This window comes from Streptomonospora alba (genome assembly GCF_000826685.1).
In the GTDB taxonomy this organism is placed as follows: Bacteria; Actinomycetota; Actinomycetes; order Streptosporangiales; family Streptosporangiaceae; genus Streptomonospora; species Streptomonospora alba.
This window is the reverse complement of record NZ_JROO01000021.1, coordinates 96,589-117,353: the sequence shown is the minus strand read 5'-3', so window position 1 is coordinate 117,353 and position 20,765 is coordinate 96,589. Positions and strand designations below refer to the sequence as shown.

16 protein-coding genes are annotated in these 20,765 nt (G+C 71.7%); 14 read left to right on the top strand and 2 right to left on the bottom strand.

All coding sequences use genetic code 11. The features are described from left to right. Nucleotides 1-228: 228 nt before the first annotated feature. On the bottom strand, nt 229-723 hold the full coding sequence (gene bldD / locus LP52_RS12200) for a transcriptional regulator BldD (protein ID WP_017591133.1): 495 nt from the start codon (nt 721-723) through the stop codon (nt 229-231). Between the two features lie 555 nt (nt 724-1,278). Here bldD and pyrR point away from each other — a divergent pair. From pyrR to LP52_RS12130, 14 genes are all read left to right on the top strand, one after another. Further along, nucleotides 1,279-1,887, top strand: a complete 609-nt coding sequence (gene pyrR, locus LP52_RS12195) for a bifunctional pyr operon transcriptional regulator/uracil phosphoribosyltransferase PyrR (protein ID WP_052809757.1) — start codon at nt 1,279-1,281, stop codon at nt 1,885-1,887. Further along, on the top strand, nt 1,887-2,795 hold the full coding sequence (locus LP52_RS12190; RefSeq protein ID WP_040273351.1) for an aspartate carbamoyltransferase catalytic subunit: 909 nt from the start codon (nt 1,887-1,889) through the stop codon (nt 2,793-2,795). Before pyrR ends, LP52_RS12190 begins: the two co-directional genes overlap by 1 nt. Nucleotides 2,796-2,886: 91 nt before the next feature. After that, nucleotides 2,887-4,185 (top strand): dihydroorotase, encoded by a 1,299-nt coding sequence (locus LP52_RS12185; RefSeq protein WP_040273350.1) that lies wholly within the window; start codon nt 2,887-2,889, stop codon nt 4,183-4,185. Next, nucleotides 4,182-5,366 carry a glutamine-hydrolyzing carbamoyl-phosphate synthase small subunit gene (gene carA / locus LP52_RS12180; RefSeq protein WP_040273348.1) on the top strand — a complete coding sequence of 395 codons (1,185 nt, stop codon included), beginning with the start codon at nt 4,182-4,184 and terminating at the stop codon, nt 5,364-5,366. Before LP52_RS12185 ends, carA begins: the two co-directional genes overlap by 4 nt. Nucleotides 5,367-5,380: 14 nt before the next feature. After that, nucleotides 5,381-8,680 (top strand): carbamoyl-phosphate synthase large subunit, encoded by a 3,300-nt coding sequence (carB, locus tag LP52_RS12175; protein WP_040273346.1) that lies wholly within the window; start codon nt 5,381-5,383, stop codon nt 8,678-8,680. A 127-nt stretch (nt 8,681-8,807) separates the two neighbouring features. Then, nucleotides 8,808-9,713: a dihydroorotate dehydrogenase electron transfer subunit gene (locus LP52_RS12170; RefSeq protein ID WP_040273344.1), complete on the top strand. Its 906-nt coding sequence runs from the start codon at nt 8,808-8,810 to the stop codon at nt 9,711-9,713. Nucleotides 9,714-9,715: 2 nt separating this feature from the next. Beyond that, complete coding sequence (locus LP52_RS12165; RefSeq protein WP_040273343.1) at nt 9,716-10,663, top strand: dihydroorotate dehydrogenase; 948 nt, start codon at nt 9,716-9,718, stop codon at nt 10,661-10,663. Nucleotides 10,664-11,048: 385 nt separating this feature from the next. Continuing rightward, entirely contained in the window at nt 11,049-11,750 is a 702-nt protein-coding gene (gene pyrF, locus LP52_RS12160; protein ID WP_040273341.1) for an orotidine-5'-phosphate decarboxylase, read from the top strand. A gap of 327 nt (nt 11,751-12,077) precedes the next feature. Next, the gene (gene mihF / locus LP52_RS12155) at nt 12,078-12,398 is read left to right on the top strand and encodes an integration host factor, actinobacterial type (protein WP_040273339.1); all 321 of its coding nucleotides are present in this window, start codon (nt 12,078-12,080) and stop codon (nt 12,396-12,398) included. Between the two features lie 378 nt (nt 12,399-12,776). After that, nucleotides 12,777-13,403 (top strand): guanylate kinase, encoded by a 627-nt coding sequence (gene gmk / locus LP52_RS12150; RefSeq protein WP_052809756.1) that lies wholly within the window; start codon nt 12,777-12,779, stop codon nt 13,401-13,403. Nucleotides 13,404-13,546: 143 nt separating this feature from the next. Then, on the top strand, nt 13,547-13,813 hold the full coding sequence (rpoZ, locus tag LP52_RS12145; RefSeq protein WP_040273338.1) for a DNA-directed RNA polymerase subunit omega: 267 nt from the start codon (nt 13,547-13,549) through the stop codon (nt 13,811-13,813). Nucleotides 13,814-13,919: 106 nt separating this feature from the next. Then, the gene (gene coaBC, locus LP52_RS12140) at nt 13,920-15,149 is read left to right on the top strand and encodes a bifunctional phosphopantothenoylcysteine decarboxylase/phosphopantothenate--cysteine ligase CoaBC (protein ID WP_394298200.1); all 1,230 of its coding nucleotides are present in this window, start codon (nt 13,920-13,922) and stop codon (nt 15,147-15,149) included. A gap of 424 nt (nt 15,150-15,573) precedes the next feature. Next, complete coding sequence (gene metK / locus LP52_RS12135) at nt 15,574-16,767, top strand: methionine adenosyltransferase (RefSeq protein ID WP_040273337.1); 1,194 nt, start codon at nt 15,574-15,576, stop codon at nt 16,765-16,767. A gap of 1,181 nt (nt 16,768-17,948) precedes the next feature. Further along, nucleotides 17,949-19,493 carry an OFA family MFS transporter gene (locus LP52_RS12130; RefSeq protein WP_040273394.1) on the top strand — a complete coding sequence of 515 codons (1,545 nt, stop codon included), beginning with the start codon at nt 17,949-17,951 and terminating at the stop codon, nt 19,491-19,493. On the opposite strand, the gene LP52_RS12125 is transcribed toward LP52_RS12130, so the two are convergent. After that, entirely contained in the window at nt 19,483-20,742 is a 1,260-nt protein-coding gene (locus LP52_RS12125; RefSeq protein WP_052809755.1) for a DUF418 domain-containing protein, read from the bottom strand. The genes LP52_RS12130 and LP52_RS12125 overlap by 11 nt on opposite strands. Between the last annotated feature and the right edge of the window lie 23 nt (nt 20,743-20,765).

Below are 20,765 nucleotides of genomic sequence, written 5' to 3'. Positions count from 1 at the left end.
GCGGGGACGTGGCCGTCGTCGTGCGCTGGGGCGCAGGTGTGCGGGCGCACGTCAACTCAGGGGGGCGCGCCGGCGGGCGCCGAGCGCGGCGCCGCGCGGCACCGCCCCGGCGCTGCGGCGCAGGCCGCTTCGCGGCCGCGGGCCAGGGGGTCGTCCCGTTGGAGCCGACCGGGTGGGCGGCGCCCGGGCAGCCGTACGTGTCCGTGCGGTCGGCCGGGTCGACCGGCTCTAGAAGGCGTCGACGGCGCGGCGCGCCTCGGGGTCGAGGACCCCCCAGTTGATCAGCTCCTCGGTGAGGTCGCCGGGTGAGCGGTCGTAGATGACCGCCAGCGAGCGCAGGTCCTCCTGGCGGATGGACAGCACGCGACCGTTGTAGTCGCCGCGCTGGCTCTGGATGGTGGCCACATAGCGGGCGAGCGGGCCGGCCTTCTCCTGAGGCAGCTGCTGCATGCGCTCCAGGTCGATGACCAGCTTGGGCGTGGGACCCAGCGGGGTCGGCGCCGCGCCGCCGGGCAGCAGCTCGGACATGGGCACGCCGTAGAAGTCGGCGAGCTCGGCGAGCTTCTGGACGGTCACCGCGCGGTCGCCGCGCTCGTAGGAGCCTACGACGACGGCCTTCCAGCGGCCGTGGGACTTCTCCTCCACTCCGTGCAGGGAAAGCCCTTGTTGAGTGCGGATGGCGCGCAGCCGCGCACCAAGGGACTTGGCGTATTCGGATGGCATCTTCTTCGTCGCTCCCCGGCCGTGAGGTGGCTGGTGTGGGCGGTGGCGCCCCGAGTCCGCCGTGGATCGCCGTGCCCGGCCGAAGGCGCCCGATGGGCTCCCGCCGCCGGGCCCGGACGGAGCGGCCCCGCCCGAGACTGGTTACGGACAGTGACGGTAGGGCTGTTCGGTTGCCAGGTCAAGCCGTTGGGGCGAAAAGCGACGATTCAGTGGCCAAACCGTGTGTAAGTGAGAGGGCTCTCATTTCACCACCGATGCGGACATCCCGGCGTTCCCTGGTGTACGGAAAGCCCGCTGACACTGGGATTCCGCGCATCCGCCCGATACGTACACCGCGCGTGGTGTCCGGTTCACCGGCTGATGGGGTATATGTCAACAACGTGAGGTGTGACGAGAGTCATACTTCCAGTCGTTTTCACCGGCGGGCGCGGCCGGCCCTCCCGGGGCCCGCTGGTAGCGTGAAGCCGTTCGACATCCTTTAACGGCCTGTCCTGTGAGGCAGGGAAGGGGGTCACTACTGTGTGTGCGCAATCGCGCGCCGAACGTGATTCGCAAGTGTTCGGGGAAGGCTCCGCCGATCCGCGCGGCTCCGGGCCCCGCGCCGCGGCGACGGCGCGGACCGTCCTCGACGGCCCCGAGATCGAGCGGGCGCTGACCCGCATCGCCCACGAGATCCTGGAACGCACCAAGGGCGGCGACGACGTCACCCTGCTGGGCATCCCCTCCCGCGGCGTGCCGCTGGCCGAGCGCCTGGCCCGACGCATCGAAGGCGTCGAGGGGCGCACCGTTCCCCGGGGCTCGCTGGACATCACGATGTACCGCGACGACCTGCGGCTGGCCCCGGCCCGCGCGCTGGGCCGCACCGACGTCCCGCCCGAGGGCGTCGACGGGCGCCTCGTGGTCCTCGTCGACGACGTCCTGTTCTCCGGCCGAACCGTGCGCGCCGCGCTGGACGCCCTCAACGACATCGGCCGGCCGCGCGCTGTGCAACTGGCCATCCTGGTCGACCGCGGCCACCGCGAGCTGCCCGTCCGGGCCGACTACGTGGGCAAGAACCTGCCCACTTCGCTGCGCGAGACCGTCACCGTGCAGCTGAGCGAGCCCGACGGCCACGACGCCGTGCTGCTGGGCCCGGCCAAACCGCGTCCCGGCGAGGAGGGCTGATGCGCCACCTGCTGTCCACCGGGGACCTCTCCCGCGACGAGGCGCTGCTGGTACTCGACACCGCCGCCGAGCTCGCCCAGGTCGGCGACCGGTCGGTGAAGAAGCTGCCCACCCTGCGCGGACGCACCGTGGTCAACCTCTTCTACGAGGACTCCACCCGCACCCGCACCTCCTTCGAACTGGCGGCCAAGCGCCTCTCGGCCGACGTCATCAACTTCTCCGCCAAAGGCTCCAGCGTCTCCAAGGGCGAGAGCCTCAAGGACACCGCGCTGACGCTGCAGGCCATGGGCGCCGACAGCGTCGTCGTACGCCACAACGCCTCCGGCGCCGCCCACCGGCTCGCCGAGTGGGTCGACGGCGCCGTGCTCAACGCCGGCGACGGCACCCACGAGCACCCCACCCAGGCGCTGCTGGACGTCTTCACGATGCGCGAACGCCTGGGCCGCCTCGACGGGCTGCGCGTGGCCATCGTCGGCGACGTGCTGCACAGCCGCGTGGCCAGGTCAAACGTGCTGCTGCTGCACACCCTGGGTGCCGAGGTGACCCTGGTCGCGCCGCCCACTCTGGTACCGGTCTCGGTGCACACCTGGCCCTGCTCGGTCTCATACGACCTCGACGCCGTGCTTCCCAAGAGCGACGTGGTCATGCTGCTGCGGGTCCAGGCCGAGCGCATGCACGACGCGTTCTTCCCCTCCGCGCGCGAGTACAGCCGCCGCTACGGGCTCGACGCCGAACGCTTCGCGCGCATGCAGGACGACGCCATCGTCATGCACCCCGGCCCCATGGTCCGCGGCATGGAGATCTCGGCCGAGGTCGCCGACTCCACCCGCACCACCGTCAACGAGCAGGTCACCAACGGCGTCAGCGTGCGCATGGCAGTGCTCTACCTGCTTTTGGGCGGGTCATAGCCCCGACTGCCCCGGTCGCCCGCCCGATACCCCGGGCGGCGGCCGCGCGCCCGCCTTGCCAGCAATCACGGACACAGAAGCGATGGACGTTATGACGCCAAGCAGTGCCGCATACCTCATCCGCGGCGCCCGCATCGCCGGGGGCGACGCGGCCGACATCCTCATCCGCGACGGTGCGATCGCCGAGGTCGGCACCGGGATCGACGCCGCCGGCGCCGCAACCGTCGACGCTGAAGGGCTCGTCGCCCTGCCCGGCCTGGTCGACCTGCACACCCACCTGCGCGAACCCGGCCGCGAGGACGCCGAAACCGTGGCCGGCGGCGCCCGTGCCGCCGCGGCCGGCGGTTACACCGCCGTGCACGCCATGGCCAACACCGACCCCGTCGCCGACACCGCCGGCGTGGTCGAGCAGGTCTGGCGCTTGGGCCGCGAGTCCGGCCACTGCGACGTGCGGCCCGTCGGCGCGGTCACCCGCGGACTGGGCGGCGTCCAGCTTGCCGAACTGGGCGCCATGGCCGACTCCGCGGCCGGCGTGCGCGTCTTCAGCGACGACGGCACGTGCGTCTCCGACGCGCTGCTGATGCGCCGCGCCCTGGAGTACGTCAAGGCCTTCGACGGCGTCGTCGCCCAGCACGCCCAGGAGCCCCGGCTGACCGAGGACGCCCAGATGAACGAGGGCGTGGTCTCCGACCGGTTGGGTCTGGCCGGCTGGCCCTCCGTGGCCGAGGAGGCCGTCATCGCCCGCGACTGCCTGCTCACCGAGCACGTCGGCTCGCGGCTGCACGTCTGCCACGTCTCCACCAAGGGCTCGGTGCAGATCCTGCGCTGGGCCAAGAGCCGCGGCTGCAACGTCACCGCCGAGGTCACCCCCCACCACCTGCTGCTGACCGACGACCTCGCCGAGAGCTACGACCCCGTCTACAAGGTCAACCCGCCGCTGCGCACCGCCGAGGACGTGCACGCGCTGCGGGAGGGCCTGGCCGACGGCACCGTCGACTGCGTGGCCACCGACCACGCGCCCCACCCGGCCGAGGCCAAGGAGACCGAGTGGGCCACGGCGGCCATGGGCATGCTCGGCCTGGAGACCGCCCTGTCGGTGGCGCAGCACACCATGATCGACACCGGCCTGCTCGACTGGCCCGGCCTGGTCGAGCGGATGTCGGCCGCACCGGCTCGCATCGGACGTCTCGCAGGTCACGGTCGTCCGATCGCCCCCGGCGAGCCCGCCAACGTTACGCTGTATGACGCGGACACCGCCTCGGACATCGACCCGGCGGCCCTGGCCTCGAAGAGCGCGAACACCCCCTTCCGGGGCATGCGCCTGCCCGGCCGCATCCAGGCGACGTTCCTGCGCGGCGTCCCCACGGTCCTCGATGGGAAGATTCAGTGACTCCACAAGCAGCATCCGGCGGCGCAGTCCCCGCCGTCCTCGTCCTCGAAGACGGGCGCGCCTTCCACGGCAGGTCCTTCGGCGCGCAGGGCGAGACGCTCGGCGAGATCGTCTTCAACACCGGCATGACCGGTTACCAGGAGACCCTCACCGACCCCTCGTACCACCGCCAGATCGTCGTGATGACCGCGCCGCACATCGGCAACACCGGTGTCAACGACGACGACCCCGAGTCCGGATACATCTGGGTCTCCGGGTACGTGGTGCGCGAGCCCGCCCGCGTCTCCTCCAACTGGCGCGCCCGGCGCACCCTCGAAGAGGAACTGGTGCGCCAGAACGTGGTGGGCATCGCGCTTGACGGCACGCGCGCCCTGACCCGCCACCTGCGCGACCGAGGCGCCATGCGCGCCGTCATCAGCACCGTCGAGACCGACCCCGAGCGGCTGCGCGAGCGCGTGCTGGCCAGCCCGCAGATGGCAGGCGCCGACCTGGCGCGCGAGGTCTCCACCACCGAGCCCTACACCGTCCGCCCGCCCGAGGGCGTGCCCACACGCTTCCGCGTCGCAGCGGTGGACCTGGGCATCAAGTCGATGACACCCCAGCGCCTGGCCGAGCGCGGCTGCGAGGTCACCGTGCTGCCCGCCGGCGCCACCGCCGAGCAGATCCTCGGTCCGGGACCCGACGGCGTGTTCTTCAGCAACGGCCCCGGCGATCCCGCCACCGCCGACGAGCCGGTGGCCGTGATGCGCGCCGTGCTGGAGTCGCGCACGCCGCTGTTCGGCATCTGCTTCGGCAACCAGATCCTGGGCCGTGCGCTGGACCTGGGCACCTTCAAGCTGCGGTTCGGCCACCGCGGGGTGAACCAGCCGGTACAGGACGTGCACACCCGGCGGGTCTACATCACCAGCCACAACCACGGCTTCGCCGTCGAGGCGCCCGTGGACGGACCCTTCCAGACGCCTTACGGACGCGCCGAGGTCAGCCACGTCGACCTCAACGACGGCGTCGTCGAAGGGCTGCGCCTGCTCGACCGACCCGCGTTCAGCGTCCAGTACCACCCCGAGGCCGCCGCCGGCCCGCACGACGCCGCCGAGCATTTCGACGCGTTCTGCGACCTGATGGCCGCCTCCACCGATTCGTCCGACAGCTCCGGCCGGCCGGCCGAGCCCGCCCAGTCGTAAGCCAGGGGACACACATGCCGCGCCGTAACGACCTCAAGTCCGTCCTCGTGATCGGATCCGGGCCGATCGTGATCGGGCAGGCCGCGGAGTTCGACTACTCGGGGACCCAGGCGTGCCGCGTACTCAGGGCCGAAGGCCTGCGCGTCATCCTGGTCAACTCCAACCCGGCCACGATCATGACCGATCCCGAGATCGCCGACGCCACCTACGTCGAGCCGATCACCGCGGAGATGATCGAGAAGATCATCGCCAAGGAGCGCCCCGACGCGCTGCTGCCCACCCTGGGCGGCCAGACCGCGCTCAACGCCGCCGTGGCCCTGCACGACTCCGGGGTGCTCGCCAAGTACAACGTCGAGCTGATCGGCGCCAACGTCGAGGCGATCCAGTCCGGCGAGGACCGCGAGACCTTCAAGGGCATCGTCGAGCGCATCGGCGGCGAGTCCGCCCGCTCGCGCATCTGCCACACGCTGGAGGAGTGCCTGGAGTCCGCCGAGGAGCTCGGTTACCCCGTCGTGGTCCGGCCCTCCTTCACCATGGGCGGCTCGGGCTCCGGCTTCGCCCACGACGAGGCCGAACTGCGCCGCATCGCCGGCCAGGGGCTCGCGCTCTCGCCCGTCACCGAGGTCCTGCTGGAGGAGTCCATCCTCGGGTGGAAGGAGTACGAGCTGGAGCTCATGCGCGACGGCAACGACAACGTGGTCGTCGTCTGCTCCATCGAGAACTTCGACCCGATGGGCGTGCACACCGGCGACTCGGTCACCGTCGCCCCGGCCATGACGCTGACCGACCGCGAATACCAGCGCATGCGCGACATCGGCATCTCGGTCATCCGCGAGGTCGGCGTCGACACCGGCGGCTGCAACATCCAGTTCGCCGTGCACCCCGCCACCGGGCGCATCATCGTCATCGAGATGAACCCGCGGGTGTCGCGCTCGTCGGCGCTGGCGTCCAAGGCCACCGGGTTCCCCATCGCCAAGATCGCCGCCAAGCTCGCCGTGGGCTACACCCTCGACGAGATCCCCAACGACATCACCGCCGAGACCCCGGCCAGCTTCGAGCCGAGCCTCGACTACGTCGTTGTCAAGGTCCCCCGGTTCGCCTTCGAGAAGTTCCCCGGCGCCGACCCCGCGCTGACCACCACGATGAAGTCGGTCGGCGAGGCCATGGCCATCGGCCGCTCCTTCGCCGAGGCGCTGCAGAAGGCCATGCGCTCGGTGGAGAAGAACGGCGTCGGCCTGACCTGGGCCGGCGAGCCCGGCGACAAGGACGAGCTGGTGCGATCGACCGCCGTCCCCGGCGAGCTGCGGCTGCGCCGCATCCAGCAGGCTCTGCGCGCCGGCGCCGACGTCGGGGAGCTGCACGAGGCCACCGGCATCGACCCCTGGTTCCTGGACCAGCTGCTGCTGCTGGAGGAGACCGCCCGAGACCTGGCGCGCGGCAGGCTGGACGCCCAGCGGCTGCGCGCCGCCAAGCGCGTCGGCTTCTCCGACGCCCAGATCGGCGAGGTCACCGGCAAGACCGAGGAGGTCGTGCGCGAGCTGCGCTACGCGCTGGGCATCCACCCCGTCTACCTGACCGTGGACACCTGCGCCGCGGAGTTCGCCGCCAAAACGCCCTACCTCTACTCCAGCTACGACGAGGAGACCGAGGTCCCCCAGGGCAGCCGCCCCAAGGTCGTCATCCTGGGCTCGGGCCCCAACCGCATCGGCCAGGGGGTGGAGTTCGACTACAGCTGCGTGCACGCGTCCTTCGCGCTGTCCGCGGCCGGCTACGAGACCGTCATGGTCAACTGCAACCCCGAGACCGTCTCCACCGACTACGACACCAGCGACCGGCTCTACTTCGAGCCGCTGACGCTGGAGGACGTGCTGGAGGTCGTGCGCGCCGAGCGCGCCACCGGCGAGGTCGTCGGCGTGGTCGTCCAGCTCGGCGGGCAGACCCCGCTGGGCCTGGCCCGCGGACTCAAGGCCGCCGGCGTACCCGTCGTCGGCACCAGCCCCGAGGCCATCGACCTCGCCGAGGACCGCGGCGAGTTCGGCAAGGTGCTGGCCGACGCGGGGCTCCCGGCGCCCAAGCACGGCACCGCCCACTCCTTCGACGGCGCCCGCGAGGTCGCCGCCGAGATCGGCTACCCCGTGATGGTGCGCCCCTCCTACGTGCTGGGCGGGCGCGGCATGGAGATCGTCTACGACGACCGGATGCTGGCCGACTACATCGAGCGCAACGCGGAGGTCAGCCCGGAGTACCCGGTACTGATCGACAGGTTCCTCGACGACGCCATCGAGATCGACGTCGACGCCGTCTACGACGGCACCGAGCTCTACCTCGGCGGCATCATGGAGCACATCGAGGAAGCCGGCATCCACTCCGGCGACTCCGCCTGCGCGCTGCCGGCGGTGACGCTGGGGCGCGAGGACATCCAGCGCATCCGCACCTCCACCGAGGCCATCGCCCGCGGAACGGGTGTGCGGGGACTGCTCAACGTGCAGTACGCGCTGGCCTCGGGGGTGCTGTACGTGCTGGAGGCCAACCCGCGGGCGTCGCGCACCGTGCCCTTCGTCTCCAAGGCCACCGCCGTCCCGCTGGCCAAGGCGGCCGCGCGGGTGATGCTGGGCACCGGCGTGCGCGAGCTGCGCGCCGAGGGCGTGCTGCCCGCCGAGGGCGACGGGGGCACGCTGCCCATGGACGCGCCCGTGTCGGTCAAGGAGGCGGTACTGCCCTTCAACCGCTTCATCGACCGCCAGGGCGAGGGCGTCGACACCGTGCTGGGCCCGGAGATGCGCTCCACCGGCGAGGTCATGGGCCTGGACGCCGACTTCGGCACGGCCTATGCCAAGTCCCAGCTGGCCGCCTACGGCTCCCTGCCGACCTCGGGCGCGGTGTTCGTCTCGGTGGCCAACCGCGACAAGCGCAACCTGGTGTTCCCGGTCAAGCGGCTGGCCGACCTCGGCTTCGAGATCCTGGCGACCGAGGGCACCGCCGGGGTGCTGCGGCGCCACGGCGTGACCGCCCGGGTCGTGCGAAAGCACAGTGACGGTCCCGGGCCGGCCGGCGAACCCACTATCGTGCAACTCATCCACCGCGGAGGTGTGGACCTCATCGTCAACACGCCTTTCGGTAGCGCCGGGCAGTCCGGTCCGCGCCTGGACGGCTACGAGATCCGCACCGCGGCGGTCGTACGCGAGGTGCCCAGCGTCACCACGGTGCAAGGGCTCGCCGCGGCCGTCCAGGGCATCGAGGCCCTCGTGCGGGGCGACATCGGCGTGCGCTCCCTGCAGGAGCACGCCGCGTCGCTGCGCGGGGCAGGGGACTGAGCATCCGCGTGAGGGGGCGCCGAGGCGGCCGGGCAGCACAAGGCCGCCACAGGGGCGGCCGGTAGGGGCCGGGCGGCGCGGGGCACCAGGCCGCGCCGCCGAGCGGATCGAGGCGGGGGCAGCGCGAGTGAGTGACAACGGGCCGGTCCAGACACGCAGTCCTGTGCTGACCGTGCGCCGGGTCGACGCCTACCACGCCATCACGGTCGTGGCGCCGCAGATCGCCGAGCGGTTCCGCTCGGGCCAGTTCCTGTCGGTGGGAGTGGGCGGCGAGCACTCCAGCATGCTGCTGCGCCGCCCCTTCGCCATCCACGACGTCAAGCCCGACTACGGCGGCACGGTGGAGTTCCTCTTCGCCGTGCGCGGTCCCGGAACCGCGTGGCTGGCCGAGCGGCGCTCGCGCGATCTGCTCGACGTCGTGGGACCGCTGGGCCGCCCCTTCCCGCTGCCGCGCGACCCCGTCAACTGCGTGCTCGTGGGCGGCGGGTCGGGCGCGGCCCCGCTGTTCCCGCTGGCGCACGCGCTCCGGCGGCGGGGCTGCCGGGTGGACTTCGTGCTCGGCGCCTCCTCGGCCGACCGGGTCTTCAGCGCGATCAGCGCCCGCCGCATCGCCGAGACCGCGACCTTCACCACCGACGACGGCTCGTTCGGGGTGCGCGGGCGCGTCACCGACGCCCTGGAGCGGGTCACGGCCGACGCGCGTGCCGACGTCGTCTACGCGTGCGGGCCCATGGCGATGCTGGGCCGGGTCGCCGCCGCTGCCGCGCGCCTGGAACTGCCCGCCCAGGTGGCGGTGGAGGAGGCGATGGCCTGCGGCACCGGCCTGTGCATGAGCTGCGTCGTCCCGGTGGTGGGCGAGGACGGCTTCACCCGCATGGCGCGCGCCTGCGTGGACGGCCCCGTCTTCCGCGGCGAGCGGGTCCGCTTCGACGACGTGGGCACGATCCCCTTCGACGCGCTGGGCGCGCCCGGCTGGAAGGCGTGGTCCGACGAGCCGGGCGCGGAGGGCGCCCCCGAGCGGGAGGCCGGTTGAGCGTGAATCCCGACATGCGTACCCGACTGGCCGGGCTGGAGCTGGCCAACCCGGTCATGGCGGCGGCCGGATGCGCCGGCACCGGGCGCGAGCTGGCCCGCTTCTTCGACATCGCGCGCCTGGGCGCCATCGCGACCAAGTCGGTGATGCTGGAGCCCCGTGCCGGGCGGCCCGCGCCGCGCATGGCCGAGACCCCCTCGGGCATGGTCAGCTCGGTCGGCCTGCAGGGGCCCGGTATCGAGGTGTTCCTCCAGCGCGACCTGCCCTGGCTGCGGTCGCGCGGCGGTACCGCCGTGGTCTCGGTGGCCGGCTCCGGCCCCGAGGAGTACGCCGAGTTGGCCCGGCGGCTGCCCGCCTCGGCGGGCGTGGCGATGATCGAGGTCAACCTCTCCTGCCCCAACTCCGCGGGCCAGGGGCGCGATTTCGCCGACGTCCCGGCCGAGGCCGCCCGCGTCGTGCGCGCCGTGCGCGGCGCGGCCGAGGACGGCGTCCCCGTCTTCGCCAAGCTGGCCGCCGACGCGCCCGACCCGGTGGACTTGGCCGGCGCCTGCGTGGAGGCGGGCGCCGACGGGTTGAGCATGGTCAACTGCCTGCGGGGCATGGCCGTCGATCCGGTCACGCTGCGGCCCGCGCTGGCCGGCGGCGTCGGCGGGGTCTCGGGCCCGGCGATCCGCCCGATCGCGGTGGGCTGCGTCTACCGCACCCGCGAGGCGCTGCCGGAGGTGCCCGTGATCGGGATGGGCGGTGTGCAGACCGGCGCCGATGCGCTGGAGTTCCTGGCCGCGGGCGCCTCGGCGGTGGCGGTGGGCACGGTGAACTTCGCCGACCCCTCGGCGTGCGTGCGCATCCTGCGCGAGCTGCAGGAGCTGCTGGAGGAGCGCGGTGTGGACCGGGTCGGCGACGTCGTCGGAGCCGCACACCGCCCGACGGGAGCCGTGGTGGGACGATGACCACCGAATCGCTCAGATCGTCTCTCGACGCCCGATTTCTCCGGGCACACTCCGGACTACCCTCGGGCGCGGAAAACGGCGCTGCGGGCGCCTCAGCGGCGCCGACGCGCAGGCCCGCCCGTCGCCCACCACCGCCCCGAGAGGAGGCGCCACGCGCCGCGTGCCTGTAGGTCGCACGCCACCGTCCCGAGAGGAGGCGCTGCGCGCCGCGTGTCGTCTGGAATGCATGAACCGGGCGTACTGGGGAACCGCTCGGGACAGCGCGCCGTCGCTGATCAGCCGAACGGTCCGCCCGCCTCGACACGGGGTGCGGGCACAGGCGCCCGCACCCGGTAGAACCACCGGAAACGTCCTGCCCACCCCACTGAGCCGAAGGAGATCCACCGTGGCAGCGCCCATCGCCGTCGCTATCGACGCACCCGACATCGAGACCGCCGCACGTTGGGCCTCCGAGGTCTCTCCCCACGTCAGCACCGTGAAGGTGGGGCTGGAGCTGTATCTGCGCTACGGCCCCGAGGTAGTGGGCACCCTGCGCGGCGGGAACAAGACCTCGGTCTTCCTCGACCTCAAGCTGCACGACATCCCGGCCACCGTGGCGGGGTCGGTGCGCAACCTCGCGCGGTTCAAGCCCTCCATCCTGACCGTGCACGCGGCCGGGGGGCGTGAGATGGTCCGCGCTGCGGTCGAGGCGGCCCCCCAGACCTCGATCGCCGCTGTGACGATCCTTACGTCCCTGGACGACGCGTCCCTGGACGACATCGGGATGAGCGGCCCGGTGAGCGAGGCGACGCGGCGCCTGGCGGTGATGGCGGTGGAGTCCGGCGCCGCGGCGCTGGTGTGCTCGCCGCAGGAGGTGGCTTCGCTGCGCGCCGAGGTCGGCCCCGACGTGACCCTGATCACTCCGGGGGTGCGGCCGCTGGGCTCCGATCACGGCGACCAGGCTCGCGTGGCCACGCCCGAGGCGGCCTACGAGGCCGGCGCCGACCTGCTGGTGATCGGCCGGCCGATCACCAGGGCCTCCGACCCGGGTGCCGCGGCGGCCTCGATCGCGGCCGCCCTGCGGCGGGTGGAGGCGACCTCGGCGTGACCACGCGCCGCACAGAGGCCGACAATGTGACCGGTTGCGGTCACCCCATCACAGGGGAAAACTCAGGACCGAAACTCAGCGCAGGCGCGGCGGCCATGACCTGCGCGGTCCGCAGGGCGGCCCGGTCGGGGTACGGTTGGACCGGACTTCAACCGGGCCGAAAGTCCTGATTTTCGTGCCTCTTTGCAATCAATCCATTACATAGAGTAATTACTTTGATGAAATGGCGCTTGAAAGGCAACTTTGCGTTGCCGAACAGGGGCAGAACCTACTAACTTGCGCAGGCGTCCGCCCTCTACAAACGAGAGAAAACCGAGGTGACCCGGCGTGGCCCTTCCTCCCCTCACACCCGAACAGCGCGCCGCGGCTCTGGAGAAAGCCGCGAAGGCCAGAAAAGAGCGCGCAGAAGTCAAGAACCGCCTGAAGCACGGCGGCGTCTCGCTGTCCGAGGTCCTCTCCGACGGGCAGACCGACGACGTCATCGGCAAGATGAAGGTCTCGGCTCTGTTGGAATCCCTGCCCGGCGTCGGCAAAGTCCGCGCCAAGCAGATCATGGAGCGGTTGAACATCGCCGAGTCCCGCCGAGTCCGAGGGCTGGGCGCCAACCAGCGCTCGGCGCTGGAGCGTGAATTCGGCGGAGCCGAGTAGCGCGCGAAGGCGGATGTGCCGTTTTTCACGGCTTGGGGCCGCCCGCCCGACAGCGGTCGGCCCAGCGCGACCGCCGGTGCCGTGCCCTCCGCAGCCCCGCGGAGGCCGGCACCGGCGGCGTCGCGGCTCCCGAGCGCCGTACGCGCCGCGAGCGGCGCCCGTCGCACCAGCGCAGCGGACGGCTCCCGCGCGGTGCGGTGATATAAATGAGCAATCGTCGGCGGCGCCGCAGGATCGAGCTCCAGCACCCGCAGCCGGGTGAGCGGGGCGGTCCGGTCGCGGTGGCCTGCGGCGAGAGTGCCGAATCCGCCGCCTCCCCGCTGGGGGCACCGCCGGCCGCCGCGCGGCCGGCCCTTTCCTCGAGAGTTAGATCCGCACGTGTCCAACGACTCCGCCTCCGCCTCCACCGCAGGAGGCCGGTGCTCCGGCCCGGCGCAGCGGCTGACCGTCCTGTCCGGACCCTCCGGGGTCGGCAAGAGCACCGTCGTGCGCGAGATCCGTGCCCAGCATCCCGAGGTGTGGCTTTCGGTGTCGGTGACCACCCGCGCCCCGCGGCCGGGCGAGACCGACGGCGTGGAGTACCGCTTCACCGACGATGCGGGCTTCGACGGCATGATCGCCCGGGGCGAGCTGCTGGAGTGGGCCCAGTTCGCGGGCAACCGCTACGGCACTCCCCGCGCCCCCGTCGAGGAGCGCCTGCGCAGCGGGCAGCCGGTGCTGCTGGAGATCGACCTGCAAGGGGCCCGCCAGGTGCGCGAGACGATGCCCGAGGCGCTGCAGGTGTTTCTGACCCCGCCCTCCTGGGAGGAGCTGGTGCGTCGGCTCACCGGGCGCGGCACCGAACCTCCCGAGGTGATCCAGCGCCGCCTGGACACCGCGCGCGTCGAGCTCATCGCGGAGAAGGAGTTCGACACCACTCTCGTCAACACCTCCGTGGACGAGGTACGCGAGCGGCTGCTGGCCCTGATCGGCCTCTGCGACGAGGGAACGCCCGAGTCCTCCTAGGAGGCGCTCGGCCGTGAAATCCCAGCCGTATCCACATCGCCGCGCCGCCACGGCCGGAGCGGGGGATCGGGTCGACTATCCTGTCAGCAGAATCAGAGTCCGCAGGCCCCGCAGGGGCCGTCCGACCGTCCAGGGGGACGCACGTGGCAGGCACCGAGCCCGTCGCCGAAGGCATCACCAACCCGCCGCTCGACGACCTCCTCGAATGCGTCGACAGCAAGTACAGCCTGGTCGCCATGAGCGCCAAGCGCGCCCGGCAGATCAACGCCTACTACGCCCAGCTGGGCGAGGGCCTGCTGGAGTACGTCGGCCCGCTCGTCGAGACCCAGGTCCAGGAGAAGGCCCTGTCCATCGCGCTGCGCGAGGTCAAGGGCGGACTGCTCACCGCCGAGCCCTACGAGGGCGCCTGAGCCCGTCCCGGGCGTGTTCCACCGCGGGCCGCCGTGCCGGCGGCCCGCGGAACACCGTCCGGCCGGGGCGCCGCGCACATGAGGCGGCGGCATCTGCTGAGATCTAGTGGTGAATACCGATAACCGGCCCGAGGTCGTCCTGGGCGTGGGGGCAGGCATCGCCGCCTACAAGGTGTGCGAGCTGCTGCGTCGCCTGACGGAGTCCGGGCACAGCGTCCAAGTCGTCCCCACCGCCGACGCGCTGCGGTTCGTAGGCGAGCCCACCTGGGCCGCCCTCTCCGGCCGCCCGGTCGCCGCGGGGGTGTGGGAATCCGTGCACGAGGTCCCGCACGTGCGCATCGGCCGCCGCGCCGACCTCGTCCTCGTCGCGCCCGCGACCGCCGACCTGCTGGCCAAGGCCGCCAACGGCCTGGCCGACGACCTGCTCACCAACACGCTTCTCACCGCGCGCTGTCCGGTGGTCTTCGCCCCGGCCATGCACACCGAGATGTGGGAGCACCCGGCCACCCGGGCCAACGTCGCCACGCTGCGCTCGCGCGGAGCCGTGGTGATCGATCCGGCCGTGGGGCGGCTCACCGGAGCCGACACCGGCCCGGGGCGCCTGCCCGAGCCCGACGACGTCTTCGCCGTCGCGCAGCGCGTGCTCGCCCGCGGCGACCTGCCCGCCGATCTGGCCGGGCGCCACATCCTGATCACCGCGGGCGGCACCCGTGAGCCCATCGACCCGGTGCGCTTCATCGGCAACCGCTCCTCGGGCCGCCAGGGCTATGCGCTGGCCGCCACAGCGCTGGCACGCGGCGCTCGAGTGACTCTCGTCTCGGCCAACGTGTTCCTTTCGGCGCCCGCCGGCGCCGAGGTCGTGTCCGTGGGATCGGCCCGGGAAATGCGCGAGGCCGTGCTCGCTCGCAGAGGCACCGCCGACGCCGTCGTGATGGCTGCTGCCGTCGCCGACTTCCGGCCGGCCGAAACCGCGGCCGGAAAGATCAAGAAGACGGGGGACGGACCGGCGCCCGTCGAGCTCGCCGAGAACCCCGACATCCTGTTGGAGCTGGCCACCGAGCGGACGCGGCCCGACCAGGTGGTGGTGGGATTCGCCGCAGAGACCGACGACGTGCTGGCCAACGGCCGCGCCAAGCTCAAGCGCAAAGGCTGCGACCTGCTCGTGGTCAATCAGGTGGGCGAGGGGCGGGCCTTCGGCACCGAGGACAACCAGGCGGTGGTGCTGGGAGCCGACGGGTCGGCCACCGAGATCCCCAACGGCCCCAAGGAGGATCTGGCCGACCGCGTCTGGGACCTGGTGGCGCGGCAGACCGCCTTCGGAGGCACCCCCTTATAGGAGCGATCCCGGCTACCCAGCGTGGCGGCACCCGTCGTGTGCGGGCCGCTGCGCGGGCCGGCCCTCCGACCGCAGCTGTTGCGTGTCCAGCTTCGCGTTTCGCTCTACGCTACGGAAATTCCCTGCACATGGGCACGATCAGGGCGGTACCGGAAATTCTCCTGTGTCGTGCGTCACACTCCGCAGGTTGCCGCTTGAGTAGGCATTCCGCGCTGACGCGCCGCCGCCGTGTCGCCTTCTCACCCGCCGCCGAACGGCCGAACCGCCGAGCCCGCCCGAGCGCGCCGAGCGACGCCCCACTACAGTGGTCCTCAGAAACCAACCGCGTCGGTCGGTTTCGCGGAGGAGCCCCCCGTTCCTCTCCGTGATGGCCGAGCCGAGCCGACAACTGTCAGCCAGCAGCCGCTGCAAGGAGTCACTCAACGTGTCCCGTCGCCTTTTCACCTCCGAGTCGGTCACCGAAGGCCACCCCGACAAGATGGCCGACCAGATCAGTGACGCGATCCTCGACGCGATGCTCAAAGACGACCCGGCCAGCCGGGTCGCCGCCGAGACCCTGATCACCACCGGACAGGTACACGTGGCCGGTGAGGTCACCACTCAGACCTACGTCGACATCCAAGAGATCGTTCGCCAGAAGATTCTGGAGATCGGCTACGACTCCTCCGCCAAGGGCTTCGACGGCCAGTCCTGCGGCGTTTCGGTCTCCCTCGACGCCCAGTCGCCCGACATCGCCCAGGGCGTCGACACCGCCTACGAGGCGCGTGTCGAGCACGAGGACGACGTCCTCGACAAGCAGGGCGCCGGCGACCAGGGCCTGATGTTCGGATACGCGAACAATGAGACCCCCGAGCTCATGCCGCTGCCGATCAAGCTGGCCCACGCCCTGTCGGAGCGCCTGTCCGAGGTCCGCCACAACGGGACGGTTCCCTACCTGCGTCCCGACGGCAAGACCCAGGTCACCGTGGAGTACGAGGGCCAGAAGCCGGTGCGCCTGGACACGGTCGTCGTGTCCAGCCAGCACGCCCCCGACATCGACATCGACGAGCTCCTGACGCCGGACATCAAGGAGCACGTCATCGCCCCGATCGTCGCGAGCTACGGGCTCGAGTCCGACGACTACCGGCTGCTGGTCAACCCGACCGGCCGCTTCGAGATCGGCGGCCCGATGGGCGATGCCGGCCTGACCGGCCGCAAGATCATCGTCGACACCTACGGCGGCTACGCCCGCCACGGCGGCGGCGCCTTCTCCGGCAAGGACCCGTCCAAGGTGGACCGTTCGGCCGCCTACGCCACGCGCTGGGTCGCCAAGAACATCGTGGCCGCCGGTCTGGCCGACCGCGCCGAGGTGCAGACCGCCTACGCGATCGGCAAGGCCCACCCGGTGGGCGTCTTCATCGAGACCTTCGGCACCGAGAAGGTCGCCCCCGAGGTCATCGAGAAGGCCGTCGACGAGGTCTTCGACCTGCGTCCCGCCGCGATCGTGCGCGACCTCAACCTGCTGCGCCCGATCTACTCCAGCACGGCCGCCTACGGCCACTTCGGCCGCCAGGACGCGAAGTTCACCTGGGAGCAGACCGACCGCGCCGCCGCGCTGAAGTCCGCCGCCGGCGCCTGACCTCCCATTCGGCGCGAGCGTCCCGACCCGGGGCGCCCGGCGCTGACGCACGCCCGGCCGCGGCCCGTTCCGGGTCGCGGCCGGGCGCGTTTTCGTGCGGGCGGGTGCGCAGGGTTCCGGGAATCCGGCAGGTGGACGACAGGGCGCCGGCACGGTGGCAGGTACAACGCCGGAGGAATGCGGAATCCTGCCGTATCCGGCCGGTTTCCCTGCGTAGTCCACGGTGGTCGGCCCGTCTCGCCGGCGTGAACATGTCGGAGAAGGGAACGCCCGTGAAATATGCGAGCGTCCGCAGAAGGTCGAAGCGGACCCGGTTTGCGATGGCTGCACATAGGGACGTTCCCGAGGGCTCGAAGGCGGGGATTCTCGGAGGACGCATCCGCGTGACCGCAGTCCCCATGCCCGAGCACGTTCTCTTTGCGCATCAGGTCATGCGACAGGTGGAGGCGCAACCCTCCGGTGGCCACTGCGCGACGACCGTGGCGTGGCGGTTGCGCGGGACGTCGAGGAGGGCGACTTCGCCATCCCCGACCTGGTGGTCACCGCATCGAGGGCACTCTCCGACGACCGGGCGAAGCTGCCGGTAGAGGACGTCGAATCAGTCGCCGGGGTGGTTTCCACGGGAAACGCCGGGAAGGGCATCGCGGTTTCCCGGAGCTTTACGCCCTGGGGAAACTCCCTGTCTACCGCTGATCGACCCCCGAACGGCTGATATCACGGTCTACCCGAACCCTTCCACGGTGTTTACAGCCGGCAGATGCACTACGGGTTCCGCGGCCGTATCGAACCCCCTCTCGGAAGCACGGGCATCCGACCGGACGCCGCGGACTTCCCGCGTTACGTCTCCCGCTGAAATCGGGTATCGGCCGTTGCGACGGCGTCGAGTAGAGCATTGAACGGCGCCTCCGCTTTCTCCCCCTTTCTTCCGGCACGGTTCGCGGGCGGTGTGGTCCGGCGCCCTCCGCTATCGCCGAGCACTTCGTGATGGCGCGCATAATCGTCGCGTCGCTTGAACGCCCGTCCTGCGCGGGTTCCCTCTGTGATCGGTGCGTGGCATCATGTCGCCGGTCGGCTGTATGCGGTATGCGTCACCGCCTCGCTGCGGCGCGTAGCCGGTGCAGATGCCCATGCTCGGGGCCGCGGCGCCCCGAGGCCGCGCAAAGGGGGACCGCTTGTCCGCGCTGAGCGTGCTGGAACGGGAGAGATCGGTCGCGTCGTGGGGCTACAACCGCTGGCTGATCCCGCCGGCGGCGCTCGCGGTGCACCTGTCGATCGGGCAGGCCTACGCCACCAGCGTCTACAAGAATTCACTGGTCGCGCACTTCGACGCCGGCCAGACCCAGATCGGCGTCATCTTCTCCATCGCCATCGTGATGCTGGGGCTGTCCGCGGCGCTGGGCGGAACCTGGGTCGAGCACAACGGGCCGCGCAAGGCCATGTTCGTCGCGGCGGTGTTCTGGAGCGGCGGCTTCCTCGTGGGAGCGCTGGGCATCGCCACGTCCCAGTTGTGGCTGGTCTATCTCGGCTACGGCGTCCTCGGCGGCATCGGACTGGGCATCGGCTACATCTCGCCGGTCTCCACCCTGATGAAGTGGTTCCCCGACCGGCCCGGACTGGCCACCGGAATGGCGATCATGGGCTTCGGCGGCGGCGCGCTTGTGGCCTCGCCGGTGTCCAACCAGCTCATGGCGCTCTACGACCCCGCCTACGACTCCACGTCCCCCGGCTCGGTGGCCTCCGGCGACGCGCTCGTGGGACTGTTCGCCACGTTGGGGATCGGCTACTTCGCGCTGATGATGATGGGCGTGCTGCTGGTCCGCGTGCCGCCCAAGGGGTGGCGGCCCGCCGGCTACGACCCCGCCTCCGACAACCGCGCGCCGGTGGCCGGCTCCGAGGGCGTTTCGGCCGACAACGCGCTGCGCACCCCGCAGTTCTGGCTGCTGTGGACCGTGCTGTTCACCAACGTCACCGCCGGTATCGGCATCCTGGAGCACGCCAGCCCGCTGCTGCAGGACTTCTTCCGCGACGCCTCGGGCACCTCGGCCGTCACCGCGGCGGCGGCCGGCGGGTTCGTCGGCGTGCTGTCGCTGTTCAACATGGCCGGCCGGTTCGTGTGGTCCTCGACCTCCGACGTCGTGGGACGCAAACCCATCTACGCCTTCTACCTGGGCGTGGGAGCCATCCTCTACATCCTCATGGCCACGCTCGGCGGAAGCTCGACCATCGTCTTCGTCGCCACAGCGGGCATCATCATCTCCTTCTACGGCGGCGGGTTCGCCACCGTGCCCGCCTACCTCCGCGACCTCTTCGGCACCTACGAGGTCGGCGCCATCCACGGCCGGCTGCTGACCGCGTGGTCGGCGGCGGGAATCGCCGGGCCGCTCATCGTCAACGCTTTCCTCGACGCCCAAGGCGACCCCGGCACCCTGACGCGGGACGCGTACCAGGCGCCGCTGTTCACGATGGTCGGGCTGCTGGTCGTGGGGTTCACGGCCAACCTGCTGATCCGCCGTGTGAACGCGCGCTTCTACGAGCCGGCCGAGGAGGAGCCCGCGGCCGCGGGCGCGGCGGAAGGAGCCGCTGCGGCGGCGCCCGAGTCGAGCGGCCCCGCCGCCGAGAGGAGCCGCCTGCTGCTGCTGGTGGTGTCGTGGACCATCGTGGCGGTCCTCCTCGGCTACGCCGTCATCAGCGTCACCTCCACCGCCTCGCGCCTGTTCACCGGGTGACGTCGGTCCTCCGGGTCCGCTCCCGTTCGGGGACGCGGGCCAGGACGGCCTTCTGCACCGCCTCTAGGGGTCCGTGCTCGAAGCGGCGCAGCCACAGCACCGACCCGGCGACGAGGAACAGGCCGATCCCGGCCCACGCACCGATCACCCACCACGGGCCCGAACCCGCCAGCCGCGACGCCAGGCCCAGACCGAATCCGTAGCACAGGAGCATCGCCAGCACGTTCTGCAGCACATAGCCCGACAACGCCGTCCTGCCGAGGCACGCCACAGCCCGGGCGATCGGGCCGGGGCGATCGTGGCCCGCAGAGCTGTCCAGCAGTCTGCCGACCAGTCCCACCAGTCCCACCGCCACCACCGGCGCGGCCACGTAGCGGTCGAGGAAGAAGAACGCGTCACCGGCCAGAGCCGTCGCCGCGTTGATCGGCAGCCCGGCGCCCAATCCCCAGACCATCAGCCGCGTGCGCAGAGCGGCCCCCGCGGGGCCGGGGTCGAACGCCCCGGCCCGCAGCAGCCGCACGCCCGCCAGGAACAGGAACATCATCAGCGCGAAGGTGAGCACCGGCTCGATCCGCAGCACGGCGGCGTTCTCCAGCCGCGCCGTGACCTGCTCCAGGTAGCCGCCCTCGGCGTAGAGGCGGACGGCGGAGGCAGCGGGCTCCGCGCCGGCGCCTCCCGAGGGCGACAGCGCCGCGAGCGCGAAGGTCACCAGGCCCATCACGGCGATGTGGAGGCCGCCCATGACCCACATCACCGCCGATCGAGCGCGCCGCGACCGCGTCAGCAGCCAGGCCGCCACGAGGGCGGTGACGGCGTAGCCCATCAGTACGTCCCAGGCGAAAACCAGGGTGAAATGCAGGGTTCCCTCGGCGAAGAGGAAGAGCGCGCGCCACGTGTAGCGGCCCGGCCAGCGCAGGCCCCGCCTGGCGGCCGAGCGGAACTGCACCGCCAGTCCCGCGCCGAACAGCAGGGTCAGAAGCGACAGGAATTTGCCGTTGGAACCGGCGCGCATCAACGCCTCCGCGGCGGCGCCCGGCGAGGGGTCGGCCATGAGCGCGCCCACGTCGACCAGCTGCCCCGATCCGCTGATCACGCCCATCTCGCCGCCCGGCGCGGCGAAGATCCAGATGTTGCTCGCCAGGGTGCCGAGGATGGCCGTCCCGCGCAGCACGTCCAGCAGCGTGAGCCGAGCCCGGCCGGATACGGCCGCCGCGGGCGCGTGCCCCTGCCCGGCGACAGTGGTGTCCATGGTCCGACGCTCCGTTCGTGCTC